Below are 16,532 nucleotides of genomic sequence, written 5' to 3' on the forward strand. Positions count from 1 at the left end.
GACAGGTTAAGCTGAAAAAAGATAAAAATTATGATCCTCTTTGACCGGATTAGTTAAAGAAATGGGATTGGCAGAAGACAAGGTCTTTCTTCTATACATTCTCTCCTGTATTTCCGCAATGATTTCCCCCACCGGCTTTGGTTCACTGGTCAACAAATAACCATACATCGGTTTGGTCTCATCTTCGATGAAAAATTTCACCTGACAGTTTCCACTTGGAAGTTCTTTTTGGGTAATGCTGATGTTTGCTTCTGTTTTCATGGCTTTGTCTTTTAAAGAATTAACAGTAGCTAATGTAGTAATGTTATTTTAAATAACATATATATGTTTATAAAATCAACCCTATTATGACATATAATGTCGCATTTTGTAGGAGAAGCGAGAGATGAGATGCGACAAATTTTCTTGATTCTCATTTTTCTTGTCTCTTGTCTCTTGCTTCTTGTCTCTTGTTTCTTGTCTCTTGCTTCTTGTCTCTTGCTTCTTGTCTCTTGCTTCTTGTCTCTTGCTTCTTGTCTCTTGCTTCTTGCTTCTTGTCTCTTGTCTCTAAACTTCCTCCTTTCCAACATTTCCCAAAAACTTTGAAACCTTGTGTAGCCTATACACGTCCATAAATTCGTGTTCTTATCAGGGACTATTTATAGAACTGCATTTTCTGAACCAACTGTTATAAAAAAAGCGCCGTAGATTCCTCCACGGCGCTTTTGCTTTTTGAATCCAGGTCATTACCTGAACTTATTCTGAAGCATGGCGAGTTTGGCCGCCAAATCTCCCTCGGCTTCTTTTTCTTTCCCTCTACTTGAATCTGATCTATCAGACTTTTTGGTTTTAGGCTTTGCTCCAAAAGGATCTGACTTCATACTTAAGCCTATTCTTTTCCTTGGAATATCTACCTCCATCACAGTCACTTCTACTTTTTGATTGACCGCGACAATCTCCGATGGATCGGAAATATAACGGTCCGCGAGATGGCTCAAATGTACCAGGCCATCCTGATGTACTCCAATATCTACAAATGCTCCGAATTTGGTGATGTTGGTTACAATACCGGGCAGCTTCATTCCAACTTTCAGGTCTGACATTTCATTGACACCATCCTGGAAACTGAAAACCTCAAACACCTCTCTAGGATCACGACCGGGCTTGGAAAGCTCGTCCATGATATCTACAAGAGTAGGCAATCCCACAGTTTCGGAAACATAGTTTTTCAATACCACCTTTGACCTGAGCTCCTCGGAAGTCATCAGGTCTTTTACCTTCGCACCAAGATCTTTTGCCATTTTCTCCACCAAAGCGTACCGTTCCGGATGCACAGCAGAACTGTCCAAAGGATTGTTCGCATTCCGGATTCTTAAAAATCCCGCTGCCTGCTCGTAGGCTTTATCCCCCAACCTTGGTACCTTTTTTATTTCCTCTCTGCTCTTAAAAGGTCCATTCTCATTTCGGAAAGCCACAATATTTTGTGCCAAAACAGGCCCAAGTCCTGAAACATAGGTAAGCAATTGTTTGGAAGCTGTATTCACTTCCACACCTACACCGTTGACACAACTCATCACAGTATCGTCAAGAGAGTTTTTCAAAGCAGACTGATCTACATCATGCTGATACTGCCCTACTCCGATTGATTTGGCATCAATTTTTACCAGTTCTGCCAAAGGATCCATCAACCTTCTGCCTATGGATACAGCACCTCTTACGGTTAGATCCAAGTCAGGAAATTCCTCCCTTGCCACGTTTGAAGCAGAGTAAATTGATGCTCCGCTCTCGTTGACCATGGTGATAATCACATTTTTGGGAAGCCCAAGGGATTTTACAAATGATTCAGTCTCCCTACTTGCCGTCCCGTTACCAATGGCTATGGCCTCCACCTGATGTTTCTGTACCAAGTTTCGGATAGTAGCCCCTGCTTCGGCGGTTCTTTTTTGCGGTTCATTGGGAAAAATAGCATCATAGCTCAGCAGCTGACCCTGAGGTCCGAGGCAAACGGTCTTACATCCGGTCCTGAAACCTGGATCAATGGCCATCACTGATTTTTCTCCCAATGGAGCTGCCAGAAGCAATTGCCTGAGGTTTTCAGCAAAAACTTTGATGGCTTCCTCTTCTGCTTTTTTCTTGGTATACAACCTTACTTCAGTTTCCATGGAGGGCTTGAGCAGCCTTTTGTAGCAATCTTTAATGGCCAGCTTGACTTGCTCTACTGAAGTATTGGCTTCTCCGGTCAAAATGATTTTCTCCACCAAAGCCAAAGCAGACTGCTCATCAGGGCAGGAATCCAATAGGAGAAAAAGCTCCTTTTCCCCTCTTCTCATCGCTAAAACCCTATGTGAGGGGGCAGTTTTGATCGGCTCTGACCAATCAAAATAATCCTTGTACTTGGCTGCTTCTTCTTCCTTTCCGGGAATTACTTTTGAAACGAACTCCCCTTTTTCAATGAAGAGCTCTCTCATTTTTTTCCTCACATCCACATTTTCATTGATCCATTCTGCTATGATATCCCTGGCACCTTGCAGAGCTTCCTCTGTGGATTTGACCTCTTTTTCTTCATCTACATATTTGGAAGCTTCTTCCTCTAGCTGTATTGACTTTTGTTCAAAAATAAGTATAGCCAAAGGTTCAAGTCCCTTTTCTCTTGCCACAGTTGCTTTGGTCCTTCTTTTTGGTTTGTACGGAAGGTAAAGATCCTCTAAGATGGCCATCGTTTCAGCGGCATTGATCTTTTTTTCCAGCTCGGGTGTGAGTTTTTCCTGCTCCTGAATCGACTTGAGGATAGCTTCTCTCCTTTTTTCCAAATCTCTTAATTGCTGCACCCTGTCCCTAATACTGGCTACCTGCACCTCATCCAGGCTTCCCGTCACTTCTTTCCTATACCTGGAAATAAATGGAACTGTCGCCCCACCGTCCAACAACTCCACTGTATCAGTTACCTGTTTTACTTTTACGCCAAGTTCCTCGGCTATTTTTACAAAATGATTAATATCCATACGTATTTTATAATTGGGGCGCAAAGTAAGCACTTCCCATTTTCCCTCAAAAAATTCCAAGTGACATTATGTCCCTATTGCCTTTAAGGGTCTGAGCATCTGAATAATGAGCCTTACTTAAAAAAAGCCCGGACAGATTTCACTGACCGGGCATTAAGAACTTAGCAATTGAGAACTGAATTAAAAGTCAAAGTCATTGCCAAGACCAGCTAAAAATGCAGCTCCGAAGAAGGCAAAAAACAAAACATAAAGGGCTATAATAACAGCAATCCACAATAAGGTTGCTTTGGCCCAGTTTTGCTTGTTGAGATTAGTGCCTTCACCGAATCCCCATACGAAGAGCATGACAAAGCCCACAAGCGGAATCGCGGCAATTAAAACTGTAATGAACCAGTCTTTGACAGTCATTACTGAGGTATTAGTATTTTCCATGGTTGGATGGTTTTGGTAAAAATGATAAAATTATACTTAGTCAAGATAAGAAGATCAGGTAAAAATTAAAACATAAACGGCAGATTTTGAGAAATATACAACAACCCATAAGACCTGTAACCAAAATCACCAAGCATTTATATTTGTATTTATAACTTTGTATGAAGATAAATTTAAAATGGATTGGAAAAAGGAAATTAAGAGTTGGGGCATCATATTGGCCGCGTTTGCATTTTTGTATTTTACAGGTCTGATCACACCTGTCATGGGAGGCATTCAATCCCTTTTACTCAGTACGGGACTGATCAAACCAAAAATTACCTTGGTGGATAAGACAAACAGATCCTTTGATTATACGGGAAGGTTCGTAGACTTGGAGGGAAACCCTGTGGATTTGTCTGATTACAGGGGAAAAACGGTATTCATCAATCTCTGGGCGACTTGGTGCCCTCCTTGTCGGGCTGAGATGCCGCATATTTCCGAATTATTTAAAAAAGTCAAGGACACGGAAAACCTGGAGTTCTTAATGATCGCTTTGGATAAGGAATTGGAAAAGAGCAAGGATTATATAGATAAAAAGGGATTTGCCTTTCCTGTAGTACATGCTTCTTTTGGACTCAACTCCACCCTTCAAAGCCAGTCCATTCCCACCACCTTGGTCATCAGTCCTTCTGGGGAAATCGTCTTCTATCAGGAAGGAATGAGTAATTTTGATACGGAAGAATTCAGGAGTTTTTTGATTAATCAAAAATAAAAACTCTGATTACTAACACTTTAACATTTCAACTGTATTTTTCTTGCCCGACCTGAAACCTTTCTCGTAGAAATATTAAATTTTAGACGAAAATTTCTATTTCTATGAAAAAACTCCTCTCATTTGTTCTTTTCGGTTTGTTATTCTCTTTTCAAGCATACGCCCAAGAAAAACCCCTCTTTGATTACGAAGAAACCAAGCATGAACTTTCACTGGATATTGACCCGATCATCAATGGGAATTATCCAAGTACTTTACTTTATAGAAGACATTACAAGACTAAAAATGATAAAAATGCAGCTCTTAGATTTGGGCTTAATTTTTCAAGTGATTTTAGAACAATAGGAACAGATTTTACGCCAATAAATTCAACAGATTTCCAGAATCATTTTTATGCAATTACAATTGGAAAAGAATGGCAACAAAACTTAACAACCAGGATTATCGGGTACTATGGTATTGACCTTGGTTTTGCTTATTCAGGTTCTAGATCCAAACCAAATGCAGATGATCCTGCTTTTATCACAACTCAAAAAGGTGATTCTTTTAATTATTCAAGCATTGGATTTTTAGGAATGAAATACCACTTTTCCCGTCATTTTTCTGTCTCAGCCGAAACGGGAGTTTCTGCAAGGTTCAGCCATTCTATCTACACTGAAAAAAGAGGAATTTCCGAAGAAGAAAAAAACAAAACCCAAAATTTTGGACTATCTTTTATTCCATTAAGAGCCATCAGGTTTGCTTTTCATTTTTAAATGAAGCACCAAATTTAGCCTACTGTCATCTTATCCTTGCCCCCAAGTGTCGACTTCTTGCAGATTCGGTAAATATTCAGGAATTTAATTTCCTTAAACCTAAGCTCATGAAGTCTTCGTTTTTTTTCTTACTCCTATTAGTAACAATCCTTTCTTCTATTTCAACTTCCTATGCCCAAAGCGTACTTTGGTACGAGCAACCTGCCGACAAATGGGAAGAGGCCTTGCCGCTAGGCAATGGCAGGTTGGGAGCCATGGTTTTTGGGAGAACAGACGTAGAAAGAATACAACTGAACGAAGATTCCCTTTGGCCTGGCGGACCTAATGACTGGGGCTTGGCAGAAGGAAAGCCTGAAGACTTGGCCTACATCAGAGAACTTTTGGTAAAGGGAGAAAACAAAATAGCAGACTCATTAATGGTAGCTCTTTTTTCCCGAAAAAGCATCACCCGCTCTCATCAGACCATGGGAGACCTTTGGTTGGAATTGGGGCATCAGGATATCAGCAATTACCAAAGAAGCCTTGATCTCGACAAAGCGCTGGCTACTGTCACCTATCAATATGAAGGGTATGAGTTTGAACAAATAGCTATTTCTTCTGCCAAAGATCAAGGAATTATTATCCAGATCACCACTACCCATCCAAAAGGTCTAAATGGCAAGATCAGGCTGGATCGACCAGAAGATGATGGATTTCCTACAGTAAAAATCAGCACTCCTGTAAATAACATCCTCCAAATGGACGGAGAGGTCACCCAAAGAAAAGGACAGATCGATTCCAAACCTGCCCCAATTCTGCATGGTGTTCGTTTTCAGACTATAGCTTTGCTGGAAAACGAAGGAGGAAAACTGGAAGGAAAGGGAGATGCCATTTGGATAGAAAATGTAGAAACACTCAGCATCAAATTGGTAGCAAACACCTCCTTTTACCATACTGACTTTAGAGGGAAAAATCAAGCTGACCTGATGGCATTGAAGGAGCTAAATTTTGCTGAATTGCAGAAGAGGCATCAGAAAGACCATCAGGATTTATTCCGAAGGGTAAATTTCCAATTGGGAGAAAAGAGTATTGATACAATCCCTACCGATAGGAGAATTGAAAATATAAAAGCCGGAGCTACAGATCTGCATCTTGAAAAGCTGCTTTTTGATTATGGCCGATACCTTTTGATTGGCAGTTCCAGACCAGGCACCCTTCCTGCCAATCTTCAGGGAATCTGGAACCAGCATATTGCTGCTCCCTGGAATGCGGATTACCACATGAACATCAATATGCAGATGAATTACTGGCCTGCGGAAGTCACCAATTTGAGCGAACTCCATGATCCTTTTTTTGAGTTTACAGATGCTTTGATTCCCAGTGGGCAAAAAACAGCAAAGGAAACTTATGGCATGCGGGGAGCTGCATTTGCTCATGGCACAGACCTTTGGAAAATGACTTTCCTTCAAGCAGCACAGGCCTATTGGGGATCATGGTTGGGAGCCGGAGGCTGGATGATGCAACATTATTGGGAAAGGTATCTCTTTACCCAAAATGTGGAGTTTTTAAAAGAAAGGTTTATCCCGGTAGCTGAAGAAATCGTGGCGTTCTATGCAGACTGGATAGTTCCTCACCCTTTGGATGGGAAATTGGCTTCATCCCCCTCCACATCTCCTGAAAACAGTTTTATCAATTCAAATGGAGATCATACTGCAAGTACCATTGGTGCAGCAATGGATCAACAGATCATAGCTGAGGTTTTTGACAATTACATAAATGCCGCCGAGCTTCTGGGCATTCAGTCAGATTTACTCCAGGAAATCAAAGAAAAACGCTCCAGACTTAGATCAGGACTTCAGGTAGGCAGCGATGGAAGACTCATGGAATGGGATCAGGATTACAAAGAAACAGAAAAAGGTCACAGGCACATGTCACACCTGTATGCTTTTCACCCAGGAAATGCTGTTACCAAAACGCAAACTCCTGAGTTGTTTGATGCTGTACGCAGGACACTGGACTACCGGCTTGAGCATGGTGGTGCAGGTACTGGCTGGTCCAGGGCCTGGCTGATTAACTTTTCTGCAAGGCTGATGGATGGGGAAATGGCACATGAGCATGTTCGGAAACTGATTGAAATTTCTTTATACCCCAATTTGTTTGATGCGCACCCGCCGTTTCAGATTGATGGGAATTTTGGTTATACCGCGGGTATTGCAGAGATGCTTCTCCAAAGCCATGATGGGTTTATAGAGTTATTGCCGGCATTGCCGCCCATCTGGTCAGAGGGAAAAATTGAAGGCCTGAAAGCAAGGGGAAACTTCAATATTGATATAGAATGGTCAAATGGCACTTTAACAAAAGCCAGCATTATTTCTCCCTTAGGAGGAAATGCATTAATTCGGTACAAAGGCAAAGAGATTGAAGTAGTCCTGGAAAAAAATCAAAGATTTGAATTGAGCTTTTAGCAAATATATATTTGCGCTTGATTTTGAAATGGATTAAGCAAAAAAATCAAGCTTTTCAAAATGCAAGAAATTTTTAAAGCTTGCTTTCATTTTACTCTGCCATTCTACAGCAGTATCATTGTCTGACTGAATCAATGTCTAGTAACCTAAACCTGAACGGTTCGGCAGGTAAACCTTCTGAATTATAAAGATTTACAGAGGGATTATCAGCCCATGCATAGCGAATCTCTACAGGATCAGTAACTTTAGGGTGAAACACCTGTATTTCGTTTTCTCCAGTAATTCTTCCCTTGGCAGAATAAAACTCACCATCTCTACCGGTAATAATAAAGCCTTCTACTTCATCACCTGATTCTAAAACAAAACCCTCGCCTATGTCAGCATAATTTAAAACAAACACATCGTTCACAACCCTGGCACGGAGTAGGTTTGGCCCTCTGTGCAAAATGCCATCTCCATAAGCCACCTTCTGTGCAACCCTATACAACCTATGTCCAACATCCCGCTTATTTCTAGGGTGAATATCCTTTTCATCCCCTATATCAATGGTTACCGCCATTCCTGTATTCGGAAGATTTCTCACATTACTTTGGGCCTCTCTTAAAAATGCCCAATTAGAATCCGGCTGTACTTCTTTTCTTTCCATAAAATTAGCCAACTGAACGAAAAGAAACGGGAAGTCCCCTATTGCCCAGTTTCCTCTCCAACTTGAAATCAGGGTAGAAAATAGCCCTTCATAATGCTCATGGTCTCCTGTATTGCTTTCGCCTTGGTACCAGATCACCCCTTTGATGGGGTAATTGACCAGGGGATAAATCATGGCATTGAACATCATACCAGGAAGCCAGTTGTACTTTTCTACATTTGGAAGCGGATCTTCAATACGATTGTTGAATTTCCAATCTCCTTCCAGATTGATTTTCCCTTGATTGGTACTGAGATAAAAATTACCTTTTTGTCCAACCCTCACTTCATTGTTCCAGGTATTGACTACCCGAATTGCAATGAGGTTTTCACCTTTTTGAAGCATACTGGAAGGAATAGGATACTCCCTGACTTTGTCGGAATAATCTTTTACAAAAAGACGTCCTCCATTGACATAGACGTGTCCGAGCTGCTCAATTTCACCAAATTGGATTTTTACACTTTGGGTATCAGTCAGATTGACCTTTTTTCTCAACCAGACCACATCTTTCAAAGGATTGGCTTCCGGCAATTTGATGGACTCCCAGTCACTGTCATCATAGTTAGGGTTGACCACCCCTTGGATTTCAGCTTTCCGGGCGTCACCTACTACTTCATTTCTTTCCAACTCACGGAGTTTGTTGTCAATTACCTCCTGTTCCCAATATTGGCTTCTATTAATGATATCCCCTGCCTTGGTTCCATAAAACTCAGATTGCAGCAAAGCTTCGGCATCTATCCAACCTTCTGCGGGAGTTCCACCCCAGCTGGCATCAATTATCCCTATAGGGACTCCCTTATCGAGATGGTTTCTCTTTGCAAAAAACCATGCTACAGCTGAAAAATACAGGAGATTATCAGAATTGGCCACTTTCCATTCCCCTCCCCTGACATTGAATTTCTTTTTGGCATCATAATCATGGGGCACTTTGAAAAAACGTATCAAAGGGTAATCCGCATCGGAAATTTCCGTGTTGAGATGCTCTACCCCTGCACTCATGACCCATTCCATATTGGATTGTCCTGATGCCAACCACACCTCTCCTACCTGCACATCTCTAATTTTCATTTCATTAATTTCAAGATCAAAAGGTCCCGATGCTGACATAGCGTCAAATTCCACCAGCCACTTACCATTTTCATCCACTTTTGCCCGTTGAGTCTGTGAATTGAATTTAACTTCTACAAACATTCCCTCTTCACCTTTTCCCCACACCCTGATAGGCTCTCCCCTCTGGAAAACCATGTGATCAGAAAAGAATCTTGGTAATTCAACTTCGGAAAGGCGTTCCTCTTGCCTACAGGAAAACACCACAAAAAGGCAAATCAGAACACAAAGTCTATTCAACATTCGGCACATAGGATTAGGGTTGGTTTTAGAATGGGTACCAATTTATCCAATTTGTACCTAAGGCAATAAGGTATTTACAGAAAAAATCTTCAAAGCAAAAGAAATCGCTCAATTTCTATAGCCAAAGGGATTGGTATCGGCAGTGGAAATGTCTCTCTTGATTTCTCCTGTCTGGTAATTCATGGCACAATGAAGGGTCTTATCCACCCAATGGACTTCTTTCACTTCATTTCTGAATTCAGGTGAAAATCTATTGACCAATTCGGCCTCCAGTTCCTCCATTGATTCTGCTAAAACCACAGACTTGGAACTGTCATTTAGGATTAAAGTATAAAATGGCATAAGCTTACGTTTTGAACAGAAACCTAACCCTCCATAAACGAAATTGTTGAAAAAGATCACAGGGTATAACCACTCAAAATCCTGTCATCTTTCATGGATTTGAGGTAAGTGACAGTGGTACCATCAGCGCCGATTTCCACAATTCTATATCCCGGAACGGGAGATCCCCAGTTCCCTCCAAAATGTCCTGTCCAAACAAAAGGTTTTTTCTTGTACAGCATGACACCGTTGACATCATGATCATGTCCGTGTATCACTGCTTTCACATTCGGATAGGAAGCCAAAAGATCCATAACCTCCATGCAGGAAACACCATGTCTGGTCCAATCCTGCTGTGAAATATGGATGCATACAAATACGTGTGACAACAGCTCAAATTCATTTAATTTATTTTTTAAAAAATCAAGATCTACACAAAGGTACTCTCCCTTTTCATTGGAACTGTCCGCCAATATGAATCCAAAATTTTCATTTTGGACAAAAGCAAAATCGGTAGGAATACCCCAAATCTCTTCCCAGGCTTGTGTAGTAATGCGGTCATGATTTCCCCGAACTGGGAAATAGGGTGCCTGAAGTCTTTCATAAACTTTCTTGACTTCAGGCATCCATTTGGGCTCATCATGTATGAGGTCTCCATTAAAAATCACCAAATCCACCTTTTCTTCTTTGTTGATCGCATCAATCAGCGTATGGTGAACAGATTCGAAATCGGTTCCCGACTGACCATAATGGCCATCTGAAGCGATGATAAACCTGAATATAGGATCAGTGGGAAAATTCATTTTCCCAAAAGTCAAAAAAGGCATAAGTGGTGTAATTGCCGTTGCCAGACTGATATTTTTTATAAATGACCTGCGCTGCATTGTGATCTAAATATAATGCTGCAAGCGCATACAGCCTATTTTCAGCGTGGTTATTTTTTACGTGCCGACATGACCAAGCCAAGCACCAAGACCACCCCACTCACAATTACCGGGGTCCAATTGGCTGTACTTACTGCTATGTCCATTCCCAATAAGCTAAAGCTTTCGGAATCTTCCATTGCCTGTAGCCCAAAAACGATCAGACCGATACCTCCTAAAATCGATAAAATAATTCCAATTGTTTTCATAGTGTTATAGTGTTTATTTTCAGATACCATTCGCAAATGGTGTACCGAAGGGGAGGCTTAAGATTGTAGATTTAAGATTTTAGATTGTAGATTTTAGATTGTAGATTGGGATTTTAAAGTTTGAATTCTTATCCGAGGATATGTTGTAGATCTTGATTATGTTTTTTTAAGGCTAATCATTATTTAAGCCATACTTTATTGGATAGTATAGATTGAAAATGTAGAGGTAATTTTTTCCGGATTTCCATAAAGATAGGAAGCCCTTAAACATTGCCTTCTTTAGAAGATAATGTTTAAGGGCTCAAAGCACATCAAGGTAAGCTGGATGTGGAAGAAAAGCTTTACCTACCTCTATTTGGGGTATAAGGCGCTCCCGCTTCCTCCAGTTTTCTTTCGAAGCTTTTCATTTTTTGGAAGAAAGAATCCGATGCCTGCTGATAGTCTTCAAATTCACTCTTGGCTATCTCAATATTCCTTTTTTGGGTAGAGGTTGGCGGCTCCGTACTGTCCCAATGCCCGTAGACTGTAGCACCTATCCTTCCTGTGATACTTGGAGAGGTAGACTCGTCCTTACTGCCTCGGATTTGGTCATACATCAGCTTGGTCTTAAGTTCTGCTAAGCTTTCGTTGATGTCGTTCCACTCTTTGAACAAATCCGGCGAAACATTAGGAGTCTTGGTAAATGCGGCTTTGATAAACCTGAGCTTTTCTTCAGCTTCATTTAATTGTCTTACCGCCGTGAAGGTTTTTCTATAAAGTTCAGCCGTTTCTTTCTTGAAGTCAGCCATGGCTTTGAAGTCCGTAGATTGCTCGTATACTGGCTTTACAGTAAACACCTGCTTATCCCCTAATGATTCAAGCGCTCCATTACTATTGACAAAAAGCTCCACGCTGTACTTTCCGGGAGCCACCAATGGCCCTTCAGGTTCACTTACCCAGGGAGGCTGAAACTCCGGCATAAAAAGGCTGATCGGATGTGGGGCGGGCAGTCTTAAATCCCAACTTGCTCTATGAATGCCTTCTGAAGCTTTTCCTTCAATCCACCGGATAGGCTCTCCGGCTTCATCCCTAACCAAAAGAAGCACACTTGGATCTTGCTCCAGCTTTTCTTGTCGCAACTCATCCCAGTCCGGAATGGAAACATTGTTTTTCTCTTCCCTTAGTTTTTGTTCTTTTTCTTTCCGCTTGGTCCTGTCTGTTTTGGGCAAATCTTTAATGTAATAGGTAAATACCGCTCCAAATGGTGGATTGTCACTGACATAACTATCCGAACCCTGAGAAGGCATTCCTTTAGCCTGCATAGGTACGCTTGGTACATACCACCATGCATCTCTCACTGGTAATACCATACTTGAGCTTGACTCGCTCAGCTTCCCGAGATTTCTCAATGGAGAGTAGTCATCCAATACATACACTCCTCTCCCAAAACTTGCTCCTACCAAGTCATTATCCCTAGGATGCAATTCAATATCTCTGAATGAAATAGTGGGTACGCCTGCTTTGAGCTTGATCCAGTTTGCACCTTTGTTAGGGGAAAAGTAAATTCCATACTCTGTCCCAATGAAAAGCAAGTTTTCATCTTTATGATCCTGCTTCAGCACCCAAATGATAGTGTTTTTGGGTAAATCGCCTGCTATGGATTTCCATGATCTACCCTTATCGGTACTCATAAAGACGTAAGAATTGTAGTCACCCAACTGATGCCCATCAGCCACTGCAAATACCGTATTGACATCATGAGGAGAAGCATGGACATGGTTGATAAAGGTCAATTCCGGAACACCGGGAAGTCTTGTACATTTTCTCCAGTTTTGTCCATCATCTTCACTCGCATGAATCAACCCATCATCAGAACCAGTGTACAGAACTCCGGCCTGTACTGGAGATTCACTGATACTGGTTAAGGTGGCAAATTTGGACATGGCTCCATTGTCGTATAAGGCATCTATTCCAGGCACCTTGTCTATCATGGGAAGCTCGTACCTGCTTTTACCAGTAGTCAAATCTTCACTGATAGCTGACCAGGAATCACCTCGATCAGTACTTTTCCAAACCCTGTGGGAACCAAAATATAAGGTCTTATGGTCATGAGGACTTAACTGAATGGGACTATCCCAATTCCATCTTTCCGGCGGATCGTTGGGCTCGGGCTGAGGCTGAATACCCAAAACTTCCCCGGTAGTCCGGTTATGCCTATGCAACATTCCTTGTTGAAATTCCATATAGACTGTATTGGGATCTTCCGGATCAAAAACAGCATCATGTCCATCAGCACCCAATGGCACGTACCAATCCTGATTTCTCACACCCTCAACGTTGGTCGTACGCGATGGTCCAAGCAATGTCCCTAAGTCCTGGGCTCCAACCACTACATTGAAAAAGGGTTCTGAGTTGTCTATGCCTACTTTGTAAAATTGAGAAATGGGCAGGTTCGGAAATAGCCTCCAGGTCTCCCCCTCGTCAAAAGATTCGTAAAGCCCTCCGTCTGTACCGACCAACAAGTGTTTCCCGTTGGCGGGGTCAATCCAAAGTGCGTGATTGTCACTGTGTTTTCCTCTTCCTGTTTCTCCGTAGTCAAAAGTCTTTCCACCATCCCTGGTCCTATGGAGAAATACGTCCATTTGGTAAACCAGATCCGGATCAGTCGGAGAAGCTTCTATTTCCTGATAATAATGTGGCCCTGTCCCACCTGATACATAACTGTTGCGTTTTTCCCAGCTTTCTCCTTTGTCTGTAGATCGATAAAAACCCTTATTGGATTCATCTGCTTCGATGGTTGCATAAACAATGCTCGGATCAGCCGGAGTTACTGCCAATCCGATTTTACCAATATCACCTTGGGGCAAACCTTTGCTTACTTTTCTCCAGTTTTCACCGCCATCAGTAGATTTATAGATTCCAGAATTGGGACCTCCGGCTAAGAATGCCCAGGTTTTCCTTCTCCGTTCATAAGCAGCGGCATAGATAACATCCGGATCGGAAGGGTCGAATTCGGCATCTGCCACACCTGTATTTTCATCTATTTCAAGGACCAGGTTCCAATTTTCACCTCCGTCATTTGTCTTATACAAACCACGCTCTCCACCGGATGACCAAAGCGGTCCCTCAGCAGCTACATACACCACATCGCTGTCCCTTGGATCCACCAAAATCTTCCCAATATGCTCAGATTTTTTCAATCCCATCTGCTTCCATGTGGCTCCGCCATCCAAACTTTTGTAAATGCCATCACCCCAACCGACATGCCTTCCGCTCACATTTTCCCCAGTGCCTACCCAAATCACTTCGGGATTGTTGGGGTCTATCACTACGGTACCTATGGAGTAAGACGGCTGATCATCAAAGACCGGAGTCCAAGTAACTCCGCTATTGGTGGTTTTCCATAAGCCCCCCGAGCCTACCGCCACATACCAGGTACTGGAATGAACCGGGTGAACCGCAATATCCGCTATTCGGCCGCCCATGACCGCAGGCCCTATACTTCGAAGTTCTAAGCCTTTGGCCAGCTTTTTAGCCAATTCTGTTTGATTGGATTGGGCATAAATACTGTTTTCATGCCCTAAAAGGCCAAGAAACAGAAAGCAAATAAAAATCAGTAAATGTTTACGCATAGTATATTTGGTTTTATTGATAAAAAGGTACAAGAAATTTTATTTTCTTTCACATCCATTTATCAAAAAACCACATCCTAAGCCAATAATAGAATCCTTTCTGACTCCCTGCCCTAACATACAAAAAGTCTAGACTTTAGATGGAGGAACTCCAAACCGATCTGAAAAGCATTTTGAAAAATAACTAACAGAACTAAACCCAACCAAATATGAAATTTCCGAGACTGAATATTTCCCGGAATTCAAAAGCTCAACGGACTTACTAAGCCTTATATTTCTAATGAGTTCGCAAGGGCTAACACCGGTTAATATCTTGATTTTACGATGGAGATTTTTTCTACTCATGTGAAGACAATAACTGAGTTCACTTACACCAAAATGTTCGTTCCTTATATTTTCTTTGACTTTATTGCCAAAGAGTACTAAAAACTCACGGTCCTTATAATTTAATCCATTCTTACCTGTAATTGGCAGGATTTCTTCATGAAATGAATATTTTAAAATATTTTTTTGAAGAGTTTCTTTACTCGATTTGGTTCCGATTTTTTCTGGCCTAATAAAAAATTTTATTTTAAAATCGAGTCGGGAGTAAATATCCGGATTTTTGAATGTGGTATGCCCTCCTTTCATTTCTATATTTGATTCAAAAAGATTTTTACAACTCAAATGAACCAACCATACGATCGCTCCAATAGATACCACAAAAAAGAAAAAAATTAGAGAAAAGTTCATAACTGATACTAAAGTTAAAATCCTCACAAATTGATATGGAAACAATTACAATTTACCTTTGAATTCGAGGCTTTTAAATCTATAAGTTTGATTTGATCACCAATTGATTTTTCTCAAAAAAGGATCTCCCCCAAATAATGAGCCCTCAAATTCTCTAAAGCGAAAATTATCCTGTTTCCCGATTTTAAATAAAGTTAATAAAAATACTTAAAATTTGATATAAAATAAAATTAAATTAGTTTAATAAAAAATTATCGAACTTTTCTATCGAAAAATAAATGATTATTATTACATAGTTCTTTCTATAGTTTTTTAAATAAAAACGATAGAACCTTCTAAAAATTTCATTCATATCAATTTATAAGTTAAGATATTCGGAAAAGATTTTTCATAAAAAAACCTTTCTATCAGGTAGTTAGAAAGGCTCTTTAAAACATTAAGATTCAACTAATTGCCAGGAGATAGCTTAAATCCCAATTGAGTCATCAATTCCAATTCATTGAAATATAACCTCGATCCAATAATCTTCCCATCCCTTGTTTGGGAGGTCAATTGAAACGGGAAACTCACTTTTTGGCCATCTGATTTTTGGACAGCACTGTAATTCGCCCATGAGCAAACCCAAGTTCCTTTCAGGTCGCCATCTTTGACTTCCAGTGCAGCATTCACTATTTCAGTTATTTTAATATCATTGGCAATATTGTGATTATTTTTCCAGTTTTCGATAAAGGTAGCATGATCGGCCATTTCTGAATTACCCGGTCCATAGCCTTCATAATCTTTGTGTAACAGATTGCCCAAAGTAGTAAAATCTCCTGCTTCAATAGCCTTAAAGAAATCCATCAATAATTTTTCTTCTTTCTCATGGTCCATACTGACCATATAAACTTGCGCCTGAACTGAGCCCAAGGTTGCAATTATTGCAAAAAGGAGCAAAAGGGATTTAAATTGATTTTTCATAATGTTATAGTTTTGGTTAAGCGTTATAAAACAATTTGAATTGCTGACTATGCGGTCTTAATAAGTACAGTTTTCATTTTATTCAATAATTGTGGTTCGTATTTCCTTCCATTAAGTAAAAGCCCGATAAAGCTGTTCCTCACAAAAATCTCATAGCTAATTAAGCTGATCAAAAAAGCTGTATGTATGACTATACCTAAAAGCATCATGATCTCCCTTAAAGTATCTAGCGCAAAAATCCGTTGGGTTTTCGGTGGTAAATTTTCCATTGATTTCAGTTAAAAATTTTAAAACAATAAAATCAAATCTAGAAAAAAAAATCCTGGATCACTTTCAATTTTGTGACAACAAATTACAATTTTGAGACCTTATACT

At 40.6% G+C, this 16,532-nt stretch carries 14 protein-coding genes; 3 read left to right on the top strand and 11 right to left on the bottom strand.

The window, feature by feature from the left end; translation table 11 throughout:
* Positions 1 to 6 precede the first annotated feature (6 nt).
* The 3 genes from EGN73_RS16755 to EGN73_RS16765 form a co-directional block, all read right to left on the bottom strand.
* Complete coding sequence (locus EGN73_RS16755) at positions 7 to 261, bottom strand: hypothetical protein (RefSeq protein WP_219292550.1); 255 nt, start codon at positions 259 to 261, stop codon at positions 7 to 9.
* A gap of 464 nt (positions 262 to 725) precedes the next feature.
* A complete protein-coding gene (locus EGN73_RS16760; RefSeq protein WP_219292552.1) occupies positions 726 to 2,981 on the bottom strand; it encodes a Tex family protein in 2,256 nt (751 codons plus the stop codon).
* A 180-nt stretch (positions 2,982 to 3,161) separates the two neighbouring features.
* Positions 3,162 to 3,413: a hypothetical protein gene (locus EGN73_RS16765; protein WP_219292554.1), complete on the bottom strand. Its 252-nt coding sequence runs from the start codon at positions 3,411 to 3,413 to the stop codon at positions 3,162 to 3,164.
* 178 nt (positions 3,414 to 3,591) lie between these two features.
* Between EGN73_RS16765 and EGN73_RS16770 the strand changes: the two genes are divergently transcribed.
* From EGN73_RS16770 to EGN73_RS16780, 3 genes are all read left to right on the top strand, one after another.
* A complete protein-coding gene (locus EGN73_RS16770; protein ID WP_219292556.1) occupies positions 3,592 to 4,167 on the top strand; it encodes a TlpA family protein disulfide reductase in 576 nt (191 codons plus the stop codon).
* Positions 4,168 to 4,271: 104 nt separating this feature from the next.
* On the top strand, positions 4,272 to 4,922 hold the full coding sequence (locus EGN73_RS16775; protein ID WP_219292558.1) for a hypothetical protein: 651 nt from the start codon (positions 4,272 to 4,274) through the stop codon (positions 4,920 to 4,922).
* Between the two features lie 107 nt (positions 4,923 to 5,029).
* Positions 5,030 to 7,366 (top strand): glycoside hydrolase family 95 protein, encoded by a 2,337-nt coding sequence (locus EGN73_RS16780; RefSeq protein WP_219292560.1) that lies wholly within the window; start codon positions 5,030 to 5,032, stop codon positions 7,364 to 7,366.
* Between the two features lie 115 nt (positions 7,367 to 7,481).
* Here the strand turns inward: EGN73_RS16780 and EGN73_RS16785 are convergent, their stop codons facing one another.
* The 8 genes from EGN73_RS16785 to EGN73_RS16820 form a co-directional block, all read right to left on the bottom strand.
* On the bottom strand, positions 7,482 to 9,401 hold the full coding sequence (locus EGN73_RS16785; RefSeq protein ID WP_219292562.1) for a sialate O-acetylesterase: 1,920 nt from the start codon (positions 9,399 to 9,401) through the stop codon (positions 7,482 to 7,484).
* 108 nt (positions 9,402 to 9,509) lie between these two features.
* Positions 9,510 to 9,743, bottom strand: coding sequence for a hypothetical protein (locus EGN73_RS16790; protein ID WP_219292564.1), 234 nt, complete (start codon positions 9,741 to 9,743; stop codon positions 9,510 to 9,512).
* A gap of 56 nt (positions 9,744 to 9,799) precedes the next feature.
* Positions 9,800 to 10,606: a metallophosphoesterase family protein gene (locus EGN73_RS16795; RefSeq protein ID WP_219292566.1), complete on the bottom strand. Its 807-nt coding sequence runs from the start codon at positions 10,604 to 10,606 to the stop codon at positions 9,800 to 9,802.
* A gap of 50 nt (positions 10,607 to 10,656) precedes the next feature.
* Positions 10,657 to 10,854: a hypothetical protein gene (locus EGN73_RS16800; protein ID WP_219292568.1), complete on the bottom strand. Its 198-nt coding sequence runs from the start codon at positions 10,852 to 10,854 to the stop codon at positions 10,657 to 10,659.
* A 341-nt stretch (positions 10,855 to 11,195) separates the two neighbouring features.
* Positions 11,196 to 14,465, bottom strand: a complete 3,270-nt coding sequence (locus EGN73_RS16805) for a VPS10 domain-containing protein (RefSeq protein ID WP_219292570.1) — start codon at positions 14,463 to 14,465, stop codon at positions 11,196 to 11,198.
* Positions 14,466 to 14,594: 129 nt separating this feature from the next.
* A complete protein-coding gene (locus EGN73_RS16810; RefSeq protein ID WP_219292572.1) occupies positions 14,595 to 15,095 on the bottom strand; it encodes a helix-turn-helix domain-containing protein in 501 nt (166 codons plus the stop codon).
* Positions 15,096 to 15,644: 549 nt separating this feature from the next.
* Positions 15,645 to 16,157: a nuclear transport factor 2 family protein gene (locus EGN73_RS16815; RefSeq protein WP_219292575.1), complete on the bottom strand. Its 513-nt coding sequence runs from the start codon at positions 16,155 to 16,157 to the stop codon at positions 15,645 to 15,647.
* 47 nt (positions 16,158 to 16,204) lie between these two features.
* Positions 16,205 to 16,426: a hypothetical protein gene (locus EGN73_RS16820; protein WP_219292577.1), complete on the bottom strand. Its 222-nt coding sequence runs from the start codon at positions 16,424 to 16,426 to the stop codon at positions 16,205 to 16,207.
* Positions 16,427 to 16,532: the final 106 nt, after the last annotated feature.

This window comes from Arthrospiribacter ruber, assembly GCF_019343195.1.
In the GTDB taxonomy this organism is placed as follows: Bacteria; Bacteroidota; Bacteroidia; order Cytophagales; family Cyclobacteriaceae; genus Arthrospiribacter; species Arthrospiribacter ruber.